The organism is Burkholderia sp. LS-044 (assembly GCF_004803625.1).
In the GTDB taxonomy this organism is placed as follows: domain Bacteria; phylum Pseudomonadota; class Gammaproteobacteria; order Burkholderiales; family Burkholderiaceae; genus Burkholderia; species Burkholderia cepacia.
Map to the genome: position 1 here is coordinate 278866 of NZ_SSWO01000005.1, position 24704 is coordinate 303569.

The 24704-nt window shown below is 66.0% G+C and carries 20 protein-coding genes; 9 read left to right on the plus strand and 11 right to left on the minus strand.

Annotated elements, in window-relative coordinates:
- Positions 1-10: 10 nt before the first annotated feature.
- From E9536_RS15560 to E9536_RS15570, 3 genes are read right to left on the minus strand one after another with little or no spacing between them, the layout of a single operon-like run.
- Positions 11-1276 carry a hypothetical protein gene (locus E9536_RS15560; RefSeq protein ID WP_136470226.1) on the minus strand — a complete coding sequence of 422 codons (1266 nt, stop codon included), beginning with the start codon at positions 1274-1276 and terminating at the stop codon, positions 11-13.
- On the minus strand, positions 1276-1758 hold the full coding sequence (locus E9536_RS15565; RefSeq protein ID WP_247873451.1) for a hypothetical protein: 483 nt from the start codon (positions 1756-1758) through the stop codon (positions 1276-1278). Before E9536_RS15565 ends, E9536_RS15560 begins: the two co-directional genes overlap by 1 nt.
- Positions 1727-2281 carry a hypothetical protein gene (locus tag E9536_RS15570; RefSeq protein WP_059693149.1) on the minus strand — a complete coding sequence of 185 codons (555 nt, stop codon included), beginning with the start codon at positions 2279-2281 and terminating at the stop codon, positions 1727-1729. The genes E9536_RS15565 and E9536_RS15570 overlap by 32 nt, the downstream gene beginning before the upstream one ends.
- 405 nt (positions 2282-2686) lie before the next feature.
- Between E9536_RS15570 and E9536_RS15580 the strand changes: the two genes are divergently transcribed.
- From E9536_RS15580 to E9536_RS15610, 7 genes are all read left to right on the plus strand, one after another.
- Entirely contained in the window at positions 2687-4003 is a 1317-nt protein-coding gene (locus E9536_RS15580) for a lipase family protein (protein ID WP_136470127.1), read from the plus strand.
- A 209-nt stretch (positions 4004-4212) separates the two neighbouring features.
- Positions 4213-5343 carry a 3-deoxy-7-phosphoheptulonate synthase gene (locus tag E9536_RS15585; RefSeq protein ID WP_027790280.1) on the plus strand — a complete coding sequence of 377 codons (1131 nt, stop codon included), beginning with the start codon at positions 4213-4215 and terminating at the stop codon, positions 5341-5343.
- A gap of 701 nt (positions 5344-6044) precedes the next feature.
- A complete protein-coding gene (gene cblB, locus E9536_RS15590; protein WP_136470128.1) occupies positions 6045-6866 on the plus strand; it encodes a cable pilus chaperone CblB in 822 nt (273 codons plus the stop codon).
- 3 nt (positions 6867-6869) lie between these two features.
- Entirely contained in the window at positions 6870-7370 is a 501-nt protein-coding gene (gene cblA, locus E9536_RS15595) for a cable pilus major pilin CblA (RefSeq protein ID WP_059693141.1), read from the plus strand.
- 84 nt (positions 7371-7454) lie between these two features.
- Positions 7455-10157, plus strand: coding sequence for a cable pilus usher protein CblC (gene cblC / locus E9536_RS15600; protein ID WP_119336848.1), 2703 nt, complete (start codon positions 7455-7457; stop codon positions 10155-10157).
- 66 nt (positions 10158-10223) lie between these two features.
- Complete coding sequence (locus E9536_RS15605) at positions 10224-11390, plus strand: CfaE/CblD family pilus tip adhesin (protein ID WP_136470129.1); 1167 nt, start codon at positions 10224-10226, stop codon at positions 11388-11390.
- A gap of 55 nt (positions 11391-11445) precedes the next feature.
- Positions 11446-13599: an ATP-binding protein gene (locus E9536_RS15610; RefSeq protein WP_136470130.1), complete on the plus strand. Its 2154-nt coding sequence runs from the start codon at positions 11446-11448 to the stop codon at positions 13597-13599.
- 53 nt (positions 13600-13652) lie between these two features.
- Here the strand turns inward: E9536_RS15610 and E9536_RS15615 are convergent, their stop codons facing one another.
- Complete coding sequence (locus E9536_RS15615; protein WP_136470228.1) at positions 13653-16187, minus strand: ATP-binding protein; 2535 nt, start codon at positions 16185-16187, stop codon at positions 13653-13655.
- Between the two features lie 395 nt (positions 16188-16582).
- On the opposite strand from E9536_RS15615, the gene cblR reads away from it, so the two are divergent.
- Positions 16583-17296 carry a cable pilus system response regulator transcription factor CblR gene (gene cblR, locus E9536_RS15620; protein ID WP_059693132.1) on the plus strand — a complete coding sequence of 238 codons (714 nt, stop codon included), beginning with the start codon at positions 16583-16585 and terminating at the stop codon, positions 17294-17296.
- A 291-nt stretch (positions 17297-17587) separates the two neighbouring features.
- Entirely contained in the window at positions 17588-18016 is a 429-nt protein-coding gene (locus E9536_RS15625) for a PRC-barrel domain-containing protein (protein ID WP_059693130.1), read from the plus strand.
- 219 nt (positions 18017-18235) lie between these two features.
- On the opposite strand, the gene dapF is transcribed toward E9536_RS15625, so the two are convergent.
- From dapF to E9536_RS15660, 7 genes are all read right to left on the minus strand, one after another.
- Entirely contained in the window at positions 18236-19066 is an 831-nt protein-coding gene (gene dapF, locus E9536_RS15630; protein ID WP_059693128.1) for a diaminopimelate epimerase, read from the minus strand.
- Positions 19067-19617: 551 nt separating this feature from the next.
- Positions 19618-20169 (minus strand): cytochrome b/b6 domain-containing protein, encoded by a 552-nt coding sequence (locus tag E9536_RS15635; protein WP_053059963.1) that lies wholly within the window; start codon positions 20167-20169, stop codon positions 19618-19620.
- 162 nt (positions 20170-20331) lie between these two features.
- Complete coding sequence (locus E9536_RS15640; RefSeq protein WP_027790286.1) at positions 20332-21015, minus strand: response regulator transcription factor; 684 nt, start codon at positions 21013-21015, stop codon at positions 20332-20334.
- A 13-nt stretch (positions 21016-21028) separates the two neighbouring features.
- A complete protein-coding gene (locus tag E9536_RS15645; protein ID WP_027790287.1) occupies positions 21029-21562 on the minus strand; it encodes a type II secretion system protein in 534 nt (177 codons plus the stop codon).
- Entirely contained in the window at positions 21549-21944 is a 396-nt protein-coding gene (locus E9536_RS15650; RefSeq protein ID WP_027790288.1) for a prepilin-type N-terminal cleavage/methylation domain-containing protein, read from the minus strand. The genes E9536_RS15645 and E9536_RS15650 overlap by 14 nt, the downstream gene beginning before the upstream one ends.
- On the minus strand, positions 21919-22407 hold the full coding sequence (locus E9536_RS15655; protein WP_027790289.1) for a type II secretion system protein: 489 nt from the start codon (positions 22405-22407) through the stop codon (positions 21919-21921). Before E9536_RS15655 ends, E9536_RS15650 begins: the two co-directional genes overlap by 26 nt.
- A complete protein-coding gene (locus tag E9536_RS15660) occupies positions 22404-24677 on the minus strand; it encodes a secretin N-terminal domain-containing protein (RefSeq protein ID WP_136470131.1) in 2274 nt (757 codons plus the stop codon). Before E9536_RS15660 ends, E9536_RS15655 begins: the two co-directional genes overlap by 4 nt.
- Between the last annotated feature and the right edge of the window lie 27 nt (positions 24678-24704).

Here is a 24704-nt window from a genome sequence, read left to right on the forward strand (position 1 = left end):
CGCCGCCGCGTTACTTCAGCTTGACGCCCGGTACGAGATAACGCGCGCCGCCCGGCCTCAGGATCGGCGCGAGCGCCGCGAACGGCACATCGAGTTGCGGCCCGAGACAGGCGCCCATCGCGTGCCCGATTCCGGATACGACGAACGAGAGCTTGCCGGGTGCGTCGAGTTCGAACGCCAGATACTCGGGGAGCACATCCGCGCACGACAGCGAGACGTCTTTGCCGTCTGTCACTTGCAGACCGTGTGTTGCCTTGTCGCGCAACTGCGTAATGAAACTCACCAGCGCGGGGCTCGTTGCCGGGGCGCCGTCCTTGCCTGCCTTAGCCGCGTCGATCACGCGATTCCAGTCGAGGTACGTACCGCGCAGCAGGTCGAACGTGACCGGATCGTAGTGATTGTCCGGGTACGCGCCGCCGCAGAACAGACTGCCCGATTCCACGATACCCAACACCGCGCGCGACAGCCACGTGACCGTTACGTGCTCGTCGTCGTAACTGCCGAGCGTACCGGCTGCCGGCCCGTCGTCCGTATAGCGCGTCGCCGCGCATTCGAGCGCCGCGAGACTCATCTGCCAGTGCCGTTGTTCCAGCAGATGGTTGACCCGTGCCATCACGGCCGGATCGGGATGGCGGCTCAGCCGCGGATACGCGAGCACGGTGCGCGGGTCGCTCCACATCCGGTAGGCAACCAGGCCGTCGCCGATCTCGGCGCCCACCGGCCGTACGTGCCCGGCAAGCTTCAGCGTGGCATAGGGGGCGTGCTGCATGTCGATCTCCGCGCTGCGCGCGATGCCGCTGCCGACACCCCCCGCGGATACCGCGGTGATCGCTTCGACCGACCCGGGCGCAACCGCGTCGGGATCGTATTCAGCGACGCGCCGCAGCGTGAAGCTACGCGTCTTGCCGGAGCGCGCATCGGTCCAGCGGCCGCGATAGCCGGCTTTGTCCCGCGTGCCTTGCCAGGTGGCCGCGGAATGATCGAAATCGGCTTGCTCGCGGTATCCCAACGGACTGCGCGCGTCGTCCGGCAACTGCGTTCGCACGAGCGGTTCGACCAGTTGCGCGGGCGTGCCGTGCAGCGGAATATCGACGCCGTGCTGCGCATAGAAGTAGCGCCCCGAGATCGAGCCGTCCGCGGCCGGGCGATCGTCGAGTTCCATCACGACGGCTCCGGCACCTTGCAGCGTGCCTTCGTAGACCGTGCGCGGCGCGGCATGCGCGAAGCCTGCGTGCAGCGCGACCAGCACCAGGACAATCCGGATCAGCGGGCGCATCACCAGCGGCACCCGGTCTGTTCGGACGCGTCGACATCCAGCGCGCGGCCGAACGCGGTCTGCTTGCCGGTGCGCGCGTTGGTGTAGGTCATCGAATAGACCATCGCGCCCTGGGTCATCATTTCGTAGCGCCCGTTGACCTTGCCGCCGACCATTTCGACCCAGGTCGTCGTGTACTGGTGCGGACGGCTTTCGTCGAGCACTTCATCCTCCTCATGTTCGATCACCAGCGGCAGGGCCGTTTTCGATTGCGCGTACCGGACCATGCCGCCCGACCATTTGACTGCATCGTCATAGTAGGTGCGCATCTCGAAGCGCACGGGTTTGTCGCCGTTCGACCTGAAGCAGAACACGTCGGTGGACACCTTGGCGAGTGCCGGAAGCGACACGCAAAGCAGCACGGTTGCGAAGATTTTTTTCATGGTGGCGTAAAGGAAACGGAGCGGCCAGTCAACCGATGCTGATCCGCGAAGCGCCCGCATCGACGAGCCGGAACAGCAGATCCTCCACGGCCGTTTCGGGCGCGGAGCCGAGATCCGCATTGACGCGCCACCCCTGTTCCGCGCGAACCGGCTCCGACAGGTAGTGAACGATCCCGTGCAGGCCGTCTTCGGCCGGCGTGTTCTCGTCGTCGGCATCGAACCACGCGAAGAACCATGCCTTGAACGCGTCGGCCGCCGCGCTTTCGTCGAGACCGTCGGCCTCGATCGCGGCCCAGTCCCACACGAACGGGCGGATCGACACGGCCGCCGTGTCGAGATCGAACGCGAACGGCTCGAAATCCAGCTGCGTGGCGGAATCGACCATCGCCGGCTGGCCGGCCGATTCGCCTTCGGTCGCGATGATGTCGGCCCGGCACGGCAGCGCGAGCGGCCCTTCGGTGGCGAGCGTGCCGTCGGCACGCCGGTAGGCCGGTTCGGCGATCACGGCCGGCTGTGCGGCCGCTTTCGCGAGCAGGTCGGCATACGGTTGGCGAATGGCGCGGAGCAGTTCGGAGACGGTCATCGTGGCGTGTCGGTTGGGCAGGAAACGATCGGTCACAGGCAGGCGGTGCGCCGTGCGGCCGGCATCGCACGACGCGGCCGCTTCGGTACCCGACAGCCGTGATCGTACGGTACTTCCGCGAAACGCGGACAGTCGGCCGAATGGCCGGCGCGCTCCGCATCGTGCGGCGGCGGGTTTAGGCGTTTACCTTCAAACAATGGAAAACGCCCGTCGAGCGCGTTCTCGATGTGCTTCAATTAATCCGGTTTGCACTCCTACTAAAACTACGAACTCGGAACAGGCCGGATCATTCTTTCACAGGAGACAGTCGATGGCACGGAAACGGTTTTGACGCGGCGCACACGATGGTCTGCAACACCGCCGAACTTCCTTCGATGAAAGCAGGTTATCCCAGGGGCCCCAACCATGTCCTCCAGACGTTTCATGCTGGCCGCGGCAGCCGTATCCGCCGCGCTGGCGGTCGCCGCATCGCCGGCCAGCGCCGGCGCACCGGCCGTGTCCGATCCGTTCTATACCTACGCCGGCACCACGCCGCTGGCATCGATTCCACCGGGCACGGTGCTCAAGACGCGCAACGTCACCTATCACGTGGCCGGCATCCCGACCGCGCTGACCGCGCAGCAGTTGCTGTATCGCACCAATAACGCGCTGAACCAGCCGGTCGTGAACGTGACGTCCGTGATCCGGAGCCAGGTCAGCAACGGCCGGGCCATCTCCTACCAGTCGGCTTACGATTCGCTGAACCCGTACGACGAGCCGTCGCAGGTGATCGCCGGCGATCGCGACGTCACGAAGATCATCAACGTCGGCACGCTGCTCTACAGCGCGGAATCGATTCCGCTGTCGACGCTGCTGCTGCTCGGCTACAACGTCATCGTGCCCGATACGGAAGGCCAGACGGCCGACTTCGCCGCCGGTCCCGAATACGGGATGACGACGCTCGATTCGATCCGCGCGGCGCTCAATACGCCGTCGACTGGCCTGAGTCCGTCGAGCAAGGTCGCGATGATCGGCTATTCCGGCGGCGCGATCGCGACGAACTGGGCCGCGCAGCTCGCGCCGAGCTATGCGCCCGAGATCAACCGGCAGCTCGTCGGCGCGGCGGAAGGCGGTGTGCTGGTCGACCCCGCGCACAACCTGCGCTATGTCGACGGCAGCATCGTGTGGGGCGGCGTGGCCGCGGCCGCGCTGGCCGGGCTGTCGCGCGGCTACGGCTTCGACCTGACGCCCTATCTCAGCGATACCGGCGTCGCCGTGTTCAACGACATCCAGAGCCAGTCGCTCGCGTACATCCTGCCGAAATACACGGGGCTGCACTGGGGCACGCTGTTCAAGCCGCAATACGCGAACGACATCAACAGCATTCCCGCGTACGTGACGTATGCCAACAAGGTGAATGCCGGGCTGGCCGCATCGCCGACGATCCCGATGTTCATCGGCCAGGGCACGGCAGGCGCGCTGGACGGCACCTTCAGCAGCCAGGTGGGCGACGGCGTGATGCTCGCGTACGACGTGCGCGCCCTCGCGCAGAAGTTCTGCGCCAGCGGCACGCCGGTCACGTACACCGAATATCCGCTCGAGCATGCCGGGGCGATCGTGCCGTGGGTGGCCGGCATGCTGCCGTGGCTCTACGACCGTTTCAACGGGAAAGCCGCGCCGAGCAATTGCTGGCTGACGTCGCTGCTGCCGAGCAATTCGCTGGCGCCCGAAACGCTGCATTAGCCGCACCGCACCGTACCGCACCGCGCGACGCGGCGCGGCGCATGGCCGGGCGACCCTTCACGGGTCGCCTTTTTTCATTCCGGAATTGACCCTGGTCGCGTCAACGCGGCCTTTGCCGCGCTCGCCCTCCCGCCGGAACCCTTCGCCGCCCCGCCCGGGTGCCATAATCGAGCCTGCTCATCATTACAGACGTCCCCCGGAGAATCACCATGCAGAACCTCGACAATCCTTCCCACGATCGCGAGGTAGGCAGCGCCGACGCGACGCAGGACACCACGCGCATCGACGACGTCCGCATCGGCGCCGTGCGCCCGCTGATTTCGCCCGCGCTGCTGCTGGACGAGCTGCCGGTGCCGGCCGCCACGCAGACGCTCGTCGAGGATACGCGCCGCGCGATCGGCGACATCCTGCACGGCCGCGACGACCGGCTGCTGCTCGTCGTCGGCCCGTGTTCGATCCACGATCACGACCAGGCGCTCGACTACGCACGCCGGCTGAAGGCCGCCGCCGATGCGCTGAAGGACGACCTGCTGATCACGATGCGCGTCTACTTCGAGAAGCCGCGCACGACGGTCGGCTGGAAGGGCTACATCAACGACCCGCGCCTCGACGGCAGCTTCCGCATCAACGAAGGGCTGCGCGCCGCGCGGCAATTGCTGCTCGACATCAACGCACTGGGCCTGCCGGCGTCGACCGAATTCCTCGACCTGCTGAGCCCGCAGTACATCGCCGACCTGATCGCATGGGGCGCGATCGGCGCGCGCACGACCGAGAGCCAGAGTCACCGCCAGCTCGCGTCGGGCCTGAGCTGCCCGATCGGGTTCAAGAACGGCACCGACGGCGGCGTGCAGGTTGCGTCCGACGCGATCGTCGCGGCGGCCGCGAGCCATGCGTTCATGGGGATGACGAAGATGGGGATGGCCGCGATCTTCGAGACGCGCGGCAACGACGACGCGCACGTGATCCTGCGCGGCGGCAAGAACGGCCCGAACTACGACGCCGCGCATGTCGACGCATGCTGTGCGGTGCTGCGCAAGGCCGGGTTGCGCGAACAGGTGATGGTCGACTGCTCGCACGCGAACTCGAACAAGTCGCACGACCGCCAGATCGACGTCGCGCAGGATCTCGCGCGGCAACTGTCGCAGGGCGAGCACCGGATCGTCGGCGTGATGGTCGAGAGCCATCTCGAGGCAGGGCGGCAGGACCTGAAGCCGGGCGTGCCGCTGAAGTACGGCGTATCGATCACGGACGCATGCCTGAGCTGGACGCAGACGGAGCCGGTGCTCGACGTGCTGGCGGAGGCCGTGCGACATCGGCGAGTGTATTCGCGCAATGCGTGAAATAACGGCGGCGGGTTGACGCCCGCCGTCGTCATAGGCGAGGTGGTACATCAACGAAGATGGGTGCCGGGCAAATCGCTTCATTCCGCCAGATACGCGCTCGCCCGCGTTTTCGACGTCACGTCGCGCGACGAGCATCCTGCCCGCGCGTCTTCCCGCCTCGATTGTCCGATAGCCGCGCTCGGCGGCTCGGAAATGGCTCGCTTCGGAAACTTCTCGCGAACGAGTTTGCCCTGCAGACCATCACGTTCCATCTCACTATGCGGATCGCGGGTAGTTAGGCCTTTATAGGCGAATTAGCCCTGTCGATTGGTGCAGAAGCATCAAATTTAGGACGAATCCTATATTCCGTGCCCCCCTGATTAGTCAGAATCCTAATCAAGCAATGCGTTGGGATAGCCGGGGTGCTTGACATGGCACCTCATACGCAAACGCGCTGGAGATTTTGCGGTCGCCGGAAAGATCGGGCTGCCGCTTCCATCCCAAGTCGACGAAGGGCTTCATGACTCGTGCCGCGTTCGTCGCCGACGACTCGGCGGCTCGGGTGTCACGCCGGCCCGTATCCGCGGTGGAAACGACTGGCTGAGCCATGTCAGGCATGTCGCAAGTCATTGGGAAGCCGCCTGGAATTTGCGTCGAGCGACGCGTGATGGCTCGCTAATGCGTGAAATAGCGCGAAATTGATTCCGTATAGATAAGGTATGCAAATTATTTTCAACGAGAGATACCACCCGTATCGGGTGTTGCTTGTCGCAATTGCCCTGTCGCTTGCCTCATCGGTCGCCAGCGCAAACATGCTGGTCTATCCCATGGCGGCATCGATCGGGGGCGGCAAGGAGTCGGCCGCGGAGCTGCGCATCTATTCGAAGTCCGATGCGACGCAGTACGTGAAGGCGATCGCGAAGCGCGTGATCGATCCGGCGACGGATCACGAGCGCGAGGAGGCCAGCATGAATTCCGGTGACGACGCGATCGTGATCTCGCCGGCCAGGTTCGCGTTGCCGGCCGGCGGCACGCGGCTCCTGAGGGTGATTCCGCTGGGCGTGCCGAAGAAGGAGGTGCTGTATCGCGTCTACCTGCAGCCGGTGGCGGCGCCGTCCGACGACGATTCCGCGGCGACCGGCGATGTGTCCGGCAAGGTCGACTTCAGCCTCGTCTGGGCGCCGCTCATTCGTGTGCTGCCGAAAACGCCGGTGCCCGATTTCGACGTGTCGCATGGCGTGCTGGCCAATACCGGCAACGTGCGGATCGGTTTGCTCGAGGCCGGCGCGTGCCGGTCCGAGAAGGACGATGCTTCGTGCCAATGGACGAAATTCGACCGCAGTGTCTATCCGGGCCAGCACTTCAGGCTGGAGGGGCTGCATTCCGCACCTTATGTGCGAATCCGATATCGAGTGGGGGGAATGGCAGGTGTACAGCAGAAGGTTGTGCGCACGCATTCCGTCGACGCGATGAACGCGCCGAGCGCGAATAACGAGACCCTGTCGGGTCATACCATTGTTTCAACCAACCAGAAGGACTAACCCATGCTGAAATACGTTCCGATCGCTGCCGCCGCCCTGATGTCGATGTCGGCTCACGCCGTGCAGAAGGACATCACCGTCACCGCCAACGTCGACACGACGCTCGAGATGCTGTCGGCGGACGGGTCGGCGCTGCCGACGACCATGCAGATGCAGTATCTGCCGGGCTCGGGTCTCCAGGCGGCTGAAATGAACACGAAGATCTTCACGAACGACAAGGCGAAGGATCTGCAGATCCGCCTCGCGGCCGAGCCGGCGCTGAAGAACCAGACGAGCCCGGGCGCCAAGGAGATTCCGCTGGCGGTCAAGCTGGGCACCACCGCGCTGAGCACCACGGCGACGACGCTGAAGGCGTCGGAGATCTTTACCGGCGAACTGGCGCAGGGCTCGAACGTGCTGCCGCTGTCGATCGGACAGAAGACGGCCGGTGCCATCACGGCTGCCGGCAGCTATCAAGGCCTCGTCAGCGTGATCGTCACGCAGAGCGCGGCATCGGGTAGCTAAGCTCCTGCACGGTATCGACGGGCGCGCCTGAACGGCGCGCCCTGTTTTTTGTAGCACTCCTTTGGAAATCTTCCTTATTCCCGCATGATTCCATTCGACCTCAAGAAGACCGTTGTCGCATGCCTGGGCGCTATCTGTGTGATGGACATCGTGTCCGTCGCACACGCCGCTTCGGTTGTGCCGCCTGGGTTCGAGGACATCGTGACGGGGCAGGACGAGCGCATCAACGTCAACTTTCTGGGCAAGCCGCTCGGCTTGTTCCGCGTGTTCGTGACGCCGGATGCGGTGCGTTTCGAGGATTCCGCCCGCCTGTTGCAGGCGCTCGGCTCGCAGCTGAACCCGGCGACGGACGTGTCGACGATCGGCGACGCGCTGTCGAAGTCGATGGCGCGCAACGGCAACCTCGCCTGCGCGGGGCCGGCGGGCGTGAACGGCTGCGGGTATGTCGACACCGACAGCGCGGCCGTGATCTACGACGAAAGCGAAGGCAACATCGAGCTGTTCCTGTCGCGCGACTGGGTGAGCGTCGAAGAGCGCGACCAGCGGTTTCGCGAGCCGTCTCCGATGACGGAAAACGCGCTGATCCATCAGCAGACGATCAACCTGTCGGGCGGGCGCGGCTACGAGAGCCTGTCCGTGTCGGGCACGGGGGCGCTCGGCATCACGCCGAAGAGTTTCATCGGCGGGAACTGGAACTTCACCCATACGGGCTATTCGAGAGGATCGGACAGCCACGTCCAGCTTCAGGATCTCTACTACCGCCACGATCTCGGCACCGAGCATTACGCGCAGGCCGGCCGGATGGACAACCGCAACCTCGCGAGTGCGCTCGGCGGCAACTTCGGGTTCACGATGCTGCCGGTCGGCACGCTCGACGGCATGCGTGTCGGCACGACGCTGGCCTACGTGAACCCGGAAGTTGCGCAGCAGGGCACGCCGGTCACGCTGCTGTTGCCGCGTGATTCGCGTATCGACGCGTACCGCGGGAAGGAGCTGCTGGGCACGTCTTACATGAAGGCCGGCGTCAATGCGCTCGATACGTCTCGCTTTCCGGAAGGCACGTATCCGCTGACGCTGCGCGTGTTCGAGAACGGCGTGCAGGTGCGCACGCAGACAACGCCGTTCACGAAGACGGGCGGCGGTGTCGATTCGCGCACACGACAATGGTTCGCGCAGGCCGGCCGCCCGTCCGACCGGGACGCGCCGGACGGCATGGCAGCGGCAGCCGGCGTGCGGATTCCGCTGTCGCGCGAAATGGCGCTGACAAGCGGCGTCGCGAGCGTCGGCCGGCACGTGTACAACGAGACGGCGCTGGAGTGGCGCCATGCATTTCCGCTGGGCGTGCTCTCCGCCGGCGGTTCGTTCTTCTTCGGGAACGACGGTTCGCGCGGCAACACCCAGCAGATTTCGTTCGCCGACGGCGTGTCGTGGAGTGTGTACCGCTACCAGATGCGCGGCGCGGCGTGCAACGGCCCGGCCGTGTCGTATCGCGACATCGGTTGCTACGACATGCTGAACGTGACCGTGTCGTTTCCGATGGGAAACTGGTCGGCGATGCTTGGCTACACGTACAACAAGAGCGTCGGGCGGTCGCAGGACTGGCAGCCGGACACGCCGGATCGTCCGTGGGCGACACCCGTCTTTCGCCAGGGCGACCAGGTGTCGCGTGCGCTTCAGGCATCGCTATCGCGATCCTTCACATGGCGCAAGGTCAGCACGAACCTGCGCGTCGGCGCGTACGCGAATCGCAGCACAGGTGCCCGCAGCGAGTATGGCGGTTACGTCGGCGTGACGCTGTCGATGGCCGAACCCGCGAGGCAGCTCGGGCGCGCGTCCGCTTACACGTCGGCGGGCGTCGACGTTCGAACGGATCGCAACAGCACGACGACGAACTACACGCTCGACCGCAACTGGAACTGGCAGGGCGACACCTACCGGGAAGTCGCGATCGGCGTGTCGGGCTATGGCACCGAGAGCCTGACCGGTACGGTCCAGGGCCGCTGGAAGGGGCGCTACGGCGACGTCGCCGCGTCGGTCGCGAACAGCTACAGCCGCGACAGCGGCGGCAACAATCCATCGGTGACGGCGAGCTATTCGTCGTCGTTCGCGGTGGCGCGGCAGGGCGTGTTCCTCGGCGCATCCGCGTCGCAGTCGGATCCGCTCGCGGGGTTCGCCGTGCGGGTCGGCAAGCGCGACGATGCGAGCGGCATGGCGGCCGAGGTGCGCAGCGATTCGAGCGCGCGGATCAAGGTGGGGTTCGGGCAGCGCGCGCTGCTGCCGGTGTCTGCCTTCACGCCCGTGACGACCGAAGTGAACGACGCGGGCGCGCAGGCGTCCGCGGGCGCGACGAGCGTGACCGAGGGGCTCGGCAAGCGCACGCTGTTCATGGTGCCGGGGCAGCTCGCGTTGCGCAAAGTCGAAGCGAAGGTGACGTACACCTATGTCGGCCAGGCATTCTCGAAGGGCGGCATGCCGCTGTCGGACAGTGTGATCCTCAATGGCGCGATGCCGCTGATCGACAACGAAGGCGGCTTTATTGCCGAGCTTGATCATAAGGAAAACGAGCTGTTCGTTGTGGATGGTCCGACGCTGATGCGTTGCCCGCTGCACGTGAAGCAGCAGCAGGACGTGCTGATGATGGTGGGCAAGGTGCGCTGCGAAGTGGCCGGACCCGATGCGCTGCCGGCGTCGCTGCGCAAGCAGGCTCGCGTGCGCAAGCTGCTGGAGCATCGCTACGTGATGTCGATGCGGGCGCAGGCATTGGACGTAATCAACGCGGCGCAATGACGCGCACGCACGGATGCCGCGCGGCGCGACCCGCGATTTCGAGTACACAAGGAAGCAGTCATTCAAATGATTCAGATCAGTCGAATTCGCTGTCGGGCAATCGTCCTGGCGGCCGCGTCGAGCGCGATCGCGTTCGATGCATCGGCGGCCTCCCAGCAGCCGGCCAACCGCAACGATACTGTGGAAGCCACGCTGGATCGTGGCGCGCCGACGGGGGACGTCGTGGTATTCAACTACGCGTCGGGCGGCTATGACACGACGGATTTCAAGCGATGGGGGCGGAATTCGTGGACGTGCGAATCGGACACCGCCACGGCGACAGGTGCGTGTCCGAAAGAACCGGTCTGGATCGTGGCGGGCAGTTCGACCACGATCCGGCTTACGTTCAAGGAGGAAAAGACGGGCGCCACGGCCGTGCTGGATCTTCAAGGAGAAAGTGCATACAGTCGCCACCGCGATTGCAACGGCAACGCCATATCGGAAGGCTTGTCGGCCGGGCGAACGCCAATCGAGATGGCGCAATCCGCTACCGTGGCAAATTGCCCAGCCATAGGCTGGGATGGGCGAAATATTTTCGTCAAGATCCCCGTCGCGGAGCTGAAGAAGCTCCCGTCGGGCGGAACCTGGAAGGCGAACCTGAAGCTGAACCTGAGGCAATGGGACGTCGGCGGAGTCAACCCGAAGATCGCCACTTTCGTGGCGTCAATCAAGCTGGACGTCACCGACAAGAACAACATCCAGGTTTATCTGCCGGAGTTCACGAGCGCGACGCCCACGGTCGACCTCAAGCTGCGCAAGCTGCCGAACGGCAGCCGAATGTCGGGCACGTCGAACGTCGATATGTGCCTGTACGACGGCTACAACTCGCAGAGCACGTGGTTCGACGTGTCGGCGAGCGACGGTTTGACGGTCGACCGTCGCGACAAGGGCCAGTATTCCGTGCTGCTCGCGTCGGACAAGAGCGGTGCGTACGAATCGCGTATCGACTACAACGTGAGCCTGACGTACGCAGGCAAGAACATCGTGCTGCCGAACAACGAGACGGTGCGGCTCCAGGGCGTGAACAACAGCGCCGGTCGCTCGGTATCGCTGCCGGGCATTTCGGTGCCGGTCGTCTGCACGCCGACGCCACTGACACTCGAGACACCGGAATTCCAGTCGGCCTGGAAGCGTCCGGGCAAGTACACCAACAAGCTGACGATCACGTTTACGCCGTCGTCAGCCAGTCTCTAGCGCGTTCGGCGCCCGTGAAGCGGCGCCGAGCGCCTTTACCCCAAACGAATCGATCATGGAAGCAAGGTTCTCCGCGCATCGCCCGGTGTGGCGCATGCTTCGCCACGTATTGACGACGATGCTGCTGACCTTCTCGGTCGGCACGGGCGCCGCGACCGCCTGCTGGAAGCCGATCTTTACTGAAGAGGAGCTGCGCTGGATCGGCGACCACCCGGTCGTCCATATCGCGGTCGAGGCGAACTGGCACCCGATCGAGTACATGCGCAACGGCAGACACGCAGGTCTTGTCGCAGGCTATCTGAGCGCAATCTCGAAGATGACCGGACTCGCGTTCCAGACCGTGCCGGGCACCGAATGGGGACACGCGTACAAGGCGCTCGCGTCAGGCAAGGTCGATTTGCTGCCGGGTGTCTGGCGCGAGCTGGTTCCGGACCGCATCGGCGCCGGTGCGCTGGTCAGCGCGCCCTACCTGGTCGGGCGGCTTACCGTCGTGACGCGCAACGATTCCGCGATGATCTTTGGTCTGCAACGGCTGAAGGGGCGGCGCATCGCGATCAAGGGGCACGGTGCGGTCGAGTACTTCGTCCGCCACAGTGGCGTGCCGCTCCATGTGCTCACGTTCGACACCGAGGAACTGGCGCTTGGCGCGGTCGCCAACGGCGAAGCCGATGCCGCGCTCGGCATCGACGTCACGATCCTGCCGATCGTGCGGCGGCAATTCACCGGGCAGCTTTACATGTCCGGCATGCTGGCCGACCGCCCGGTGTCGCTCGCGATGCTCTCGCGCGCCGACCTGCCGGTGCTCGCGTCGATCATCGACAAGTCGCTCGCGGCCATTCCGGTCAGCGAGACGGCCGAGATCACGCGGGACTCGATCGAGCTGGGCGACTACGGCAAGCCGACGATCCGCTCGATCGTGCATTATCGTGCGCCGGTGGTGCTGGCCATCGCCTTGACGTTGCTGACGTTCGCGGTGCTCGCCTACCTGATGTGGAAATCCCGTGCGGCGGCCATCCGCAGCAAGCGCGACAAGGCGATGTTCCTGGCTTTCGTCAGTCACGAAATCCGCACGCCGATGCAGACGGTCCTGTCGTCGCTCGAATTCCTGCAGCGCTCGCGGCTTCCCGTGCTGCAGGCCGGCCGCGTGGAGGCGGCTGCATCGGCGTCCGAAACGCTGCTGACGCTGCTCGACGACATCCTCGAATATTCGCGCCTCGAATCGCGCAAGGTGACGCTGGCTCCGCAAACGACCGAGCTCGAGGCGTGGGCTCATCAAACCGTCGACATGGTGCGCTGGCGTGCGGAGCGCAAGGCGCTGGCGCTGAGGCTCGAGATTTCGGGGGCGCCGTCGTTGCACGTCCTGATCGATCCGGTTCGCGTGCGCCAGATTGCGCTGAATCTGCTCGTCAACGCGATCAATTTCACGGCGGCCGGCGCCGTTACGCTGCGCGTCCGCTATCTGGCGGCCCGCCACGGGCGCAACGGCGTGTTGCACCTCGAAGTGCGCGACACCGGCATCGGTATCGCGCCCGAACGGTTCGGGCGGGTCTTCGACACCTACTGGCAAGCCGATCGTGCGCCGCAACAGGGGATCGGCGGCAGCGGGCTCGGGCTCGCGATCTGCCGGGAACTCGTCGAGTTGATGCACGGCTCGATCGCGGTCGAAAGCACGCCGCACGTCGAAACGGTATTCACGGTGCAATTGCCGGCGACCGCAGTGGACGGCGTGCCGTCGACACCGGCCGTCGCGGCGCCGCCGACACTGGCCGACGCAGCGGCAGCGCCGGTGCATCGCGGCGCACCGCGCGTCCTGATCGTCGACGATCACGAAGCCGTGCGGGCCGCGCTGCAGGATCAATGCGACGCGCTCGGCTGTGTCGGCATCGTCGCCGGCGCGGGCGACGATGCGTTGCGGCATCTCGCGCAGGGCCGGATCGACATGGTGCTGCTCGATTGCAATCTGCCCGACATCGACGGTTATGCACTCGCGCGAATGATTCGTCAGGAGGAAACCGCGCGAAAGGCCACGCATGTTCCGATCATTGCGATTTCGGCAGAGTCCGGCGATGCGCACAAGGCGCGTTGCCTGGAAAGCGGCATGGACGGCGTGCTGGGCAAGCCGCTGCGGCTCGAAACGCTCCGGCAGGCGATCGCGACCTGGTGTCCGGCCGATGCGGATGGCGCACCGGTTGCGTCGACCGCGCCATAGGGCCGCGACGCGCGCCGGCAGCCGGGGCCCGGGTTTCCGGCCACGCGGGCCATCTATGTTTCTGCGTTGCCCGAATCGTGCCCGCGGGCGTCCGATCCGGCCATGTCGGCGCGATGCAGGCGCAACAGTTCGTCGCCGAGCGCCCGGATGCCTGGCGGCATGGGGCCGGATGCGAACTGCAGCCGGCGCTCGAGTTCGGCTGCCAGTTCGCTCGTCGCCGCATGGCCGGCAACGGCAGCGGCACCCTTGATGCGGTGCGACGCATGACGCGCGCGATCGGCATCGTCATTCGACAGCGCATCGCCGAGCACCGCCAGATCCGCGTCGACGCTTTGCCGATAGATCGCCCGGAAATCGGCTTGTGCCGACCGCGTGTCCTGCGCCGGTGGCGCGATTTCGTCCGCCGTGCCGGCCGGACACCACAGGTCGATCATCTGGCGCAGCGCATCGAGCCGCAGCGGCTTGCCCAGCACGCCGTCCATGCCGCTGTCGAAGCACCGCTCGCGATGCGCGTCGCCGGTCGACGCCGAGATCGCGATGATGGGCGTGCGCGCCCGTTCTAGCAGGCGTTCGCTGTCGCGCATGCGTCGCACGACCGTATAGCCGTCGATGTCGGGCAGGTCGCAATCGAGCAGCACCATGTCGAATGCCGTGCGCTCGAACTGCGCGAGGGCCTGCTCGCCGGTGCAGGCAACCGCCGAGCGGCACGCGAGCGCGTCGAGTTGATGTGCGATCGCATGTTGAACCGCTTCGTGATCGTCGACGACGAGAATCATCGGGCCGCTCCCGGCCGGCTGCCGCGTGTCGGCTTCAACAGGCGCCAGTCCGTGCGCCGGCGGCGACGGGTCGGACGTCGTCTTCTGTGCCCCGGTCGTGTCGGACGCCTGAATGTGAGTGATGCGCCGTGCCGGCACGATCACCGTGAAGATGGTGCCCTTGTCGGGGCTGCTGCTGACGGTAATCACGCCTTTCATCAGGTCGACCAGTTCGCGACAGATCGACAGTCCCAATCCGCTGCCGCCGACGCGACGGTTACCCGAATGCTCGACACGCTGGTAGGGCTCGAAGATGCGGCGCTGGCGTTCGGGCGGAATGCCGATGCCGGTATCGCGGACCTCGATCACGAGCGAGCCGGCATGGTCCGGCTTGCCGTCGAGATAGTCGACGCGCAGCGCAACCGAACCGGCCGACGTGAACTTGATCGCATTGACGAGCAGATTCAGCACGATCTGCCGCGTGCGCACCGGGTCGATCAGCACGCACAGCCCGGGCGGGCACGCGAGTTCGAGTGCCAGGCTCAGCTTCTTCTCGTCGATTCGCCAGCGCACCATGTCGGCGCTGCGCCGCACCCAGGGCTCGACGTGCGTGGGCTCGGGCGCGAGCGTCACGTTGTGCGATTCGAGGCGCGAGTATTCGAGGATGTCGTCGAGCAGCGTCAGCAGCGATTCCGATGCGGCCATCGCCGCGTCCGCGCGACCGGCCTGCTTCGGCGGCAGCGCCGAGCGTTGCAGCAATTCCAGCGACGACAGGATCGTATGCATCGGCGTGCGGATCTCGTGGCTGATGAAGGCGAAGAACATTGCCTTGTCGCGCTCGCTGCGCACCGCCGCGACGCGCGAGCGCCAGGAAACGAATGCGATTGCGGCCAGCGCGAGCAGGCCGGCCCCGGCCGCGGTGACCTGCCAGCGCCGGTAGTAAAGGATCGAGTGCAGCGACGGCTTGCCATAGTCGGCCGATTCGATCCATTGACGTGCGATGTGCTCGGCGTCGCGCGCCGGGATCGCCGCGAGCGACTTGTCGAGAATCGAGGCGAGCACCGGCATGTCGGGGCGCGTGGCGATCGCGAGCGCATACGGGCTGTCGGGCAGGCCGCCCGTTACGAACAGCTTGTCGCGGTATTGCCGCTGCAGCAGCGGCAGGATGGACATGTCGGGGCCGATGGCGACGTCCGCGTCACCGTGGGAGACGGCCTCGAGCGCGTCGCGTTCGTCGTCGTAGGTCAGCAGGGTCACGGGGATGTCGCCATGGCGGATCGCGATTTCCAGTGCGCCCCCGCCCTTGATCGCGACACGCCGGCCGGCGAGATTGCGGGAGTCGACGAACAGGTTCTGGCGTTCGGACGCAATGACGAAAACGGTGCCGACGAAATAGGGGCGGCTGACGATGAGGTCGCTGCGGAGCAATGTGGCGCCGCCGCCCGCCGTCGCACCGGAGGCGGTGCCGGGGCCAGGCATTTGAAGTGCATCGGACGCGCCGCGCCAGGTCACGTCGGGAACGACGTCGATCCGGCCGGAGCGCAATGCGTCCATCGAGTCGCGCCAAGTGACGTCGTCGACATACTCGAAGCGCAACCCGCTGATCCGCGCGATGGCGTCGAGAAACGACGGCACCACGCCGACGACTTTGCCGTTTTCACGAAATTCGAACGGACGCCACCTCGAATCGACGCGGGTGCGCACCACCGGATGCGCGGCGATCCAGGCCTTTTCCTCCGCCGTAAACCGCGGCGCATCGGCCGCGTCTCCGGGCACCGGCAGCAACCCGATCATCATGCCGATCAGGACGGCGCAACCCTTCAAACTCACCATGCTCACGTCCTTTCCTCGCTTGCGTTATCGTTCGGGTTGCAACCGAACCGGCCGCGATACCGGCGTGGCCGCGGCGGCGCCGGCCCGCTCCGGCGTCGTGGTTCCCGTCCATCGCGGCGCGCGGCGGCCGGGTCCACATCGGTCGCCCCGACGAACCCGGGAGCCGCCGAAAAACGGGCTCGCCATCATAGGTCGCGCGCCAGGGAAGCGCAACGCCGCCCTGCGGCGGGGGACCAGGCCGAAAAGCCTCGGCCCCGTTTAGCCGACAGGGTTAAAAATTAGCCGGAAAGCCGGTAAGCTAACTCCAATAACCGATGACATCGATGGCCGCTTGCGACGACAAGCAGTAACGCACAGCCGGCTACGGTCGTACCGAAATAAAGAAAGGGTTAGCAATGAGGCCAAAGCACCAGCCGATCCGGGTCGTGATCCTGGACGACCACGCCGTCGTCCAGCACGGGATCGCCAGTTACCTGACGGAGAAAACCGGCATCGAAGTGGCGGCGAGTTTCGCGAAGTCGCGCGACCTGATTCGCTGGCTCGAAGCGAATCACGCGGATGTCGTGCTGCTCGACTATACGCTCGGCCCCGGCGAGATCGACGGCCTCAATCTCGTCAAGCTCGTCAATACGCGCTTCCCGAAATGCCGGATCCTGATGACATCGAGCAGCGATACGCCGGCGACCGTCAACATGACGATGCGCGCGGGGGCGCTCGGCTTCTTCGGCAAGAGCGAGGATCTCGGCGAGCTTGCGCATGCCATCCGTGTCGTCGCGGGCGGCCGTTCGTACATCAGCGCCGAACTGGCCGCCCGGATGGAATCGAGCGCGACGCCCGACCCGCGCATGGCCGACACGAAGGCGGCGGGCGACGGCACGCTGCCGCCCGAATCGGCATCGTCTGCCGAGCTGCGCCTCAGCCCGCGCGAGCACGAGGTGCTGCGCTGCTTTCTCGCCGGCATGTCCGTATCCGACATCGCGTCGAAGTTCTCCCGCAGCCCCAAGACGATCAGCGCGCAGAAGCAATCGGCGTTTCGCAAGCTCGGCATTCGTAGTGATGCCGAACTTTTCGCATCCCGCAAGCTGATCGAGGAAAGCCGGACGGTTTGATCGACAGGCCGCCGCCGCGCGGCATCGAATATCCGCGCGTTCGTTGATCTCGGTCCGGATCGCCCCACCTGCCACGTTGCACCCCGAACGCATGATCCGTCGAATGCGGCTAACATGAACGTCGTGTTGCACGCTGCGGCCCGGCCATGCCGGTCCGTCATGCACGCACGCAGTGGCGGTGCGGCCGGCCGCCACGCCACCGACGAAGCGCGGGGTGCTCACCGATCGGCCGTTGCGCCTGCCTCGCTTCGCCCCCGGAATCAACAACAACCGAACCGGAGTGCAATACACATGAAGTTCTACAAGACCCTCATCGCAGCAACCGTCCTCGCCTCGAGCGTCAGCGCGCACGCGCAGATCGCGGGTGCGCAGCCGATCAGCGTCACCGTCGAGCAATCGCAGGCGCTGCTCGAAGGCTGGAGCGTGAAGAAGAGCGTGCTCGGCAAGGCCGTCTACAACGACGACAACCAGAAGGTCGGCACCGTGCGCGACCTGATCGTCGCGCCGGACGGCTCGGTGTCCGCGGCGATCGTGTCGGCCGGCGGCTTCCTCGGCGTGGCCGCGCACGACGTCGCGGTGCCGATCGCGTCGCTCGACGTGCGCAAGGGCAACATCTACCTGCCGGGCGCGACGAAGGAAGCGCTGAAGGCGACGCCTGCGTTCCAGTACGCGAAGGTGCCGTCGCCGCCGAAGCCGAAGAAGGTCGACGAAAAGCACTGATCGTCGATTCGATGTATCGCAGCCCGGCGCGCACCGCGCCGGGTCCGGCGACCGCCGTTCGTCGATGACCATGCGAGTCGGCGCAAGTCGGCGGGGGCTCGGCCTCGCATCATGGCTCCGGGCGAATTGCCTCGACGATCGATGACGATGCGGCGGCGCATCGCGCGCGGACCGGCGCGGTGCGCCGCCACACGCCGTGAATGCCGCGCATGCCGGCGATCAGATCGCCGGCTTCTCTTCGTCCACCCATACCCCGTCGAACCCGAACGAAACCGGCCCGCTCAGGAGCACGCTGCCGGCGCCGTCCCATCGAACGGTGACGTCGCCGCCGTCGCAGGTCACCCGCACTGTATCGTCGAGCAGCCCGCGCCGGATGCCGTTGACGACCGCACCGCACGAACACGATCCCGAACCGAGCGGCACGCCGCCGCCGCGCTCCCAGATGCGCAGGCGAATATGCGTGCGATCGATGACCTGAACGAAATGCACGTTGGTTTTCTGCGGAAACAGCGGATGCGTTTCGATGGCGGGGCCGAGCGCCGCGACGTCGATCGTGTGGAGATCGTCGACGAAGAACGTGCAATGCGGGTTGCCCATGTTGCAGGCGGCCGGCGCGCCGGGCAGCGGCAGCGCGAGGGTGTCGAGTGCGTCGGCGACCGGCACGTCCCGCCAGCCGGTGAGCGGCGTGCCCATCTCGACGGTGATCAGGCCGTTCGTCTCCCGCGAACACACGAGATACCCGCGGCGGGTCCGCAGCACGAGCGACGCCATGCCGGTTTCCCGCATCAGTTGCCGCGCGACGCCGCGCGTTGCGCTGCCGCAGGTGTCGAGCGGCGAGCCGTCGGCGTTCCAGAACGCGACGCGGGCCGCTGCGTCGTCGCAGTCCGACACGACGGCAAGCTGGTTGAAGCCGATGCCTCTGTGCCGGTCGCCCATGCGCCGCACGAGGTCGCGGTCGATACGCGGCGCGTGTTCCTGATCCTGACCGCGCAGGTCGACGATGACGAAGTCGTCGCCGTTTGCGTTCATCTTCTGAAATCCGATCGGCATGGCGGTTCCGGCAGGGAGACAGGCGATCACTGTACGTGACTCGCCGTTCCCGATCAATCGCATGCCGGACCGGCGGTTTGCATGAATTTGTTCTTGTCGCGGCTGCGTCGATAGGGCGGCTGCGGGGTTTCCTGCCTTTGCGTTCCTGTCGGGCCGCATGGAGGGGGCCGGCGATCGCCGCATCGAGGGACGACGTCAGGACCTCGAGCGTCCATTCACACGATGGCTTTTTCGTTAAAACCGCCTCTATTCCAGGGGATTCGGTGATTTCATCCGGACGACGTGCTGGCCACCGCCACGCCGCCGAATCCCGTGCAAGCTGCCGATCAGCTATACGGGAGCAGGCAATCTCGGCATCGGCGGCGGATCGGTCACATCCGGTGAGTGCCGGGCAGTAACCGATGAAACGCTTGGGCAACATGGCGACGATTCCGCTGCGTGCGCAATACATCCGTAGCGGCGCCGCCGAGTTGACGTTCACGTTTCCGTGAGGGCAGCTCGATTCGCGGGCCGCGCCCTGCGAGATGGAGGGATGTCGACACAATGCGAGATCACAGCATGCGCTTCAACACATCGTTCTTCGACACGAAATGATGCTTGAGCGCGGCACCGGCATGCGCCGCCACCAGGGCCGCCAGCGTGTAGCAGGCGATCTTGTGGAGGGCGAACCAGTGCTCCGTCACCGGCCCTGCCGAGAACGGCGTCTTCACGAATACCGTCCAGAACAGCCAGTACCCTTCGGGCACCATCAGGTAGCCGCTCACGAGGACCACGGCGATGAGCGCATAGATCAGCGAATGCACCAGATGCGCGACCGCACGTTGCTTTTCCGGAATCGACTGAAGATCCGGCGGCGCCTTGCGGAAGAACGACCAGAGATACCGCAGCGGAAACAGCGCGATCAGGCAGGTCGCGAGCGACATGTTGAGCGTCGACACGAAGCCCCAGATCGCCGGTTGCGTGATGAAGTGAAGCGAGATGCCGGCAACCATCGTGTAGAGAATGATGGCCGCGAAGATCCAGTGCATCGCGCGGGAGAGCCGATCGTATCGGCGGACCTGGGGTGATCGGTGCCGCACGTGCGGCAGGGAAACGGAAGACATGATTCAACATCCTTGATCGGGTGTCGATCGGTGGATCGACATGATTTAAAGATGAGAATTATCTTGACCGTGCCGCGCGACGTAAAAGTTCATGAAGGATTTCTCAACGCGCGCGGCGCCTGCCCGTCGCGGCCGCGCGGGCCGCGTTCGGCTGCGAACGGCTCAGGTCCGCTCGAGCCGATACCCGTAGTTGTAGATCGTCGTGATGACGAGCCCGTTCTTCGGCCGCAGCCCGAGACTCCTGCGCAGCTTGCTCACGTAGGTCGCCAGCGTCGCGTCGTATTTCCGGTCGACGACGCCCCATACGTGCTTGATCATCATGTCCTTCGACACGATCCGGCCGACACTCTCGAACAGCATCAGCGCGAGATCGAACTCGCGCCGGGCCAGTTCGACGGGCGCGCCGTCCACGGTGGCGACGTGCGTACCGGTGTCGAGCGCGAATTTACCGACCTCGACGATCTTCGCCCGCTGCGTTTCCGGATAGTACTTCCGCGCCTGGGCGCTCACGCGCGCGATCAGTTCGCGTTCGCGCAGCGGCTTGACGAGATAATCGTCGGCGCCATTGTTGAGGCCGAACACGATGTCGTCCTCGCCGTCGTGCTGCGTCATCATGATGATCGGCAGCGCGTCGGCGAACGAATCGCGCGCCCAGCGCATCACGTCGATGCCCGACATGCCGGGCACGTCCCAGTCGAGCAGCAGCACGTCGACGCGCGTCGAGCGTACCAGTTCGACGAAGCTCTCGCCGTCGTGACGGACCTCGGTTTCGTAGCCGGCCTTCTCCAGCCAGCGGGCCACGACACCCGCCTGCGTCACGATGTCTTCCAGGATTGCAACGATCATGTTGTTTCCGCTTTCAGTGTGCGGCTCCGGTTGCCGACGTGCCGGCCGCGTTTGCAGCACCGTCGCCGGGCGCCGGCGGCAGGTAAACGAAAATCCATTCGCCATACGTGTCGCGGTCGCCGAACGACTCGTAGCGGACCGGGAACCCCTGGCGTTTCAGCGGCCGGCCGGCCGCTTCGCTGAACACGCCCATGATGCCGCCGTCCGGCGCCTTCACGAGCCCCCATCGGGTCGACCCGGTCAGCGGGTCGGCATACAGGCGTCGCAAATGGCGCTGGGTCGGCAAGGTCCGGCGATCCTCCAGCAACGCGTCGAGCGACTCGGGATAGCGGTTTTGCCCCGCTGCGCCGTAGTAGCGTTCGATCGCCGCGCGATACTGGTCGCCGACGAACAGCAGCTCGGCTTCGCGGTCGCGTTGCTGAACGGTGCTCCAGATGCGCGTTGCCTCGGTCATCCCGAGGCCGAGCGCCGCGACGAGCATCAGCACGCCGAGATACGCGATGCCGCGTTGGGTGCGCGGGCGTTGCCGCAGGTTACCACGTCTCATAGCTGCTTCCGTCGAGCGCGTTTCCCTTTGCGCCGCTCTTGATGTCGGCCACGCCGCCGCTGTCGCCGGCCAGAGGGCGCCACGAATTGCGCTTGCCCGTCACCGGGTCGAGCGGCACTTCGCGCAGGTAGCGATTTTCGACGAGCGCCTCGAGCGAGGCCGGGTCGCGGCCGTGGTCGGCGCGATAATCGTCGATCGACTGGCGCAGCGTATTCAGGTTGTGGCGCAGCACGGTTTCCTTCGCGCGGTCGCCCTGCTTCAGATAGCCGGGCGCGACGAACGCGGTCAGCGCCGCGATGATCGCCATGACGACGAGCAGTTCGACGAGCGTGAAGCCGGCGGTGCGACGCGCACGTCTACCATTGGTTGTACGGGACGCCATTGATGCCCTCCTTGCGGTTGGTGGAACGGATGTCGAACACGTCATCGCCCGACGAAAAGGATGCCGGATCGCTCGCGTAACTGCGCGTTTCCCACATCTCGTCGGGCGCCTTGCCGTCGCATTCGCACATCGGATCGGCGGGAATCTTGCGCAGGAAATACAGCCGCGCGCCGTTCGGGGACGTCTTGTCCTCGACGCCCTCGACCAGCGTGCGCAGATCCGGCGGATAGCCGCTCGCGTCGGCGCTGTGCTCGATCCGTCCTTCGCCGGCCGCCGCCTTGTAGGCATCGAGCGCCGACCGGATGACGACCAGCGCGCGGCGCAGCTCGGTTTCGTCGGCGCGGCGCCTGGCGAGATCGGTCAGCGGCAAGGCGACGGTGGCGAGCAGCGCAAGCAGCGTCAGCGCGACCATCATCTCGATCAGCGTGAAGCCGCGCGCGCGGCGGCGCCGTGCGGCGCTCATGCGATGCTCCAGGGGCTGGGCAGCCGTCCGGGCGCGTCGGCGTGCAGGGTCGATCCGGGAACGGCGCCGCCGTTGACGGACGCCATGAACGACACCAGCGAGCCGATCAGCGAGCGCACCATGGCCAGCAGCCCGCGCTTTTCGGTTGCGGACGCCGCCGCGTCGGCCGGCAGGTCCGCGGCCGCGACGACGGCGGCCTCGGCCTTCGGCGGCGGCACGGCGCGCGCGGCCGAGGCGGGCTCGATCGCATGCGCGCGAGGCAGCGGCAAGGCGGCCGCTTCCGCACGCACACGCATCATGCTGCCGCCTTTCATCGTGGGCCTGCCCGATACGGCCCCGGCGTCGCCCGATTCTTCGGCCGGGGAGGCTTCAGCGCCCTGCGCGGTATCGACGGCCTCGTCCGGGCCCGGTTGCGCGGCAGGCGCGGCGTCCGCGACGGGTGCCGCCGGTTCGATCGGCGCATCGAGATCCGGGCCGTTCGACGAAGCCGACGAAGCCCTCGGGGCCGGCGCGGCCGATGCGGATTCGAGCGTCAGCGCCTCGGTCGTCACGCGCGTCTCGGTCCCCGACAGGAACGTGGTGACGGCCGACGTCGGCAGGTCGAGGTTGCGCTCGATGTGCGGGGTAATCAGCAGCACGATTTCCGAGCGCTCGTTGCTGCGGCCGTTCGAGCCGAACAGGCGGCCGACGACGGGCAGGCCCGACACGCCGGGCAGACCCGAGACGTTCTCGATCTCGTTGCGCTTGACGAGGCCGGCGAGGATCTGCGTTTCGCCGTTTCGCGCGGTCATCAGGGTTTCCGCATTGCGCGTCCCGAGCGAATAGGCGACGAGGCCGGTCTTGGTCGTTTCCTTCGACAGGATGCTGCTGACTTCCATGTTGACCTTCACGCTGACCTCGTCGTCGAGGCTGATGCGCGGCTCCACCTTCAGCATCAGGCCGACGTCCTGGTAGCTGACGGATTCCGTGACGACGCCGTTGGCGTTCGTGGTCGTGACGATCGGCACGCGTTCGCCGATCTTGATGTTGGCCTTCTCCATGTTGCGTACGCGGATCTTCGGATTCGCGAGCGTCTTGGTCTTGCCCTGCTTCTGCAGCATGTCGATCGCGAGCGACAGCGCGCCGGATTCGCTGGATACGCCGATCCGGTCGCGGTTCAGGCGCAGCAGGTCGCCGAGCGTCAGCGCCGCGCCCTCCGCGCCGCCGAGCGCGCCGAACTGCACGCGGCCCGGGTACTGGATGCCGAGATCGAGGCTGTCGTTCATGTTGACCTCCAGCACCTGCACGTCGAGCGTGACTTCGGACTGGGGGATGTCCAGCCCCATCACGACGCGCTCGGCCACCTGGATCGTTTCGGGCGTGTCGCGCAGGACGACCGCGTTGACACGCTCGTCCACGTAGATGTCCTTCGGCTTGATCATCTGGCGCAGCGCCGCCATCACCGATTTCGCGTCCGCGTGCGACAGGAAGAAGGTGCGCAGCGCGAACTCGGTATAGGTGCGGCTTTTCTCGGGCTGCGACGGGTAGACGAGCAGCGTGTGCTTGTCGAGCACCTTCTTCTCGAGCTGGTTCGTGCGCAGCAGCAGGTTGATCGCATCCTCGGCGGTGGTGCGCTCGGCGAACAGCGTGGCGGGCTGGTTCGTATCGACGTCGCGGTCGAACACGAAGTTCACGCCGGACACGCGCGAGATCACGTCGAAGATGTTCGACATCGGCTGCTGCTTGAAATTGAGCGAAACCGGCTTGCGCAGCGCGTCGGACAGTTGCGGGCGCACGGGACGGCTCGCCTGCGACGCGCGCAGCAGCGCATCGCGCAGCCGCTTGGCTTCCGCGTGGTTCGGCTGTTCGGCAAGGATGCGCCGCGCGATCTCGAGGGCTTCCTGAGGTTGCTCGCCGCGGATGCGCTGTGCGCGCGACAGCTCGACCGCCATTTGCTGGCGGCGCTTGACCTGCTCGAGTTCCTGACGGGCGCGCAGATTGCCGGCGTCCTCGGCCAGCACGTTGTTCAGGTGATCGATCGCCGCGCTGTGGTTGCCCTGCGCGTTTTGCCGGTCGGCGGCTTTCAGCTCGGCGCGCACGTATTCCTGCCGCGTGAGTTCGAGGGAAGTGGCGATCCGGATGTCTTCCGGTGCGGCTTCCTTCTGCTGCTGGAGCGTGCCGAGGCGTTCGGCGGATGTCCCGGCGGCGGACGGGCTGCCGGCCGGGAGGCTCGAGCATCCCGCCAGCACCAGCGCCGAGGTCAGGAGCAATAGACTGATGGTTCGTTTCATCATGGTGTTCGATAGAAGTTCGATTCG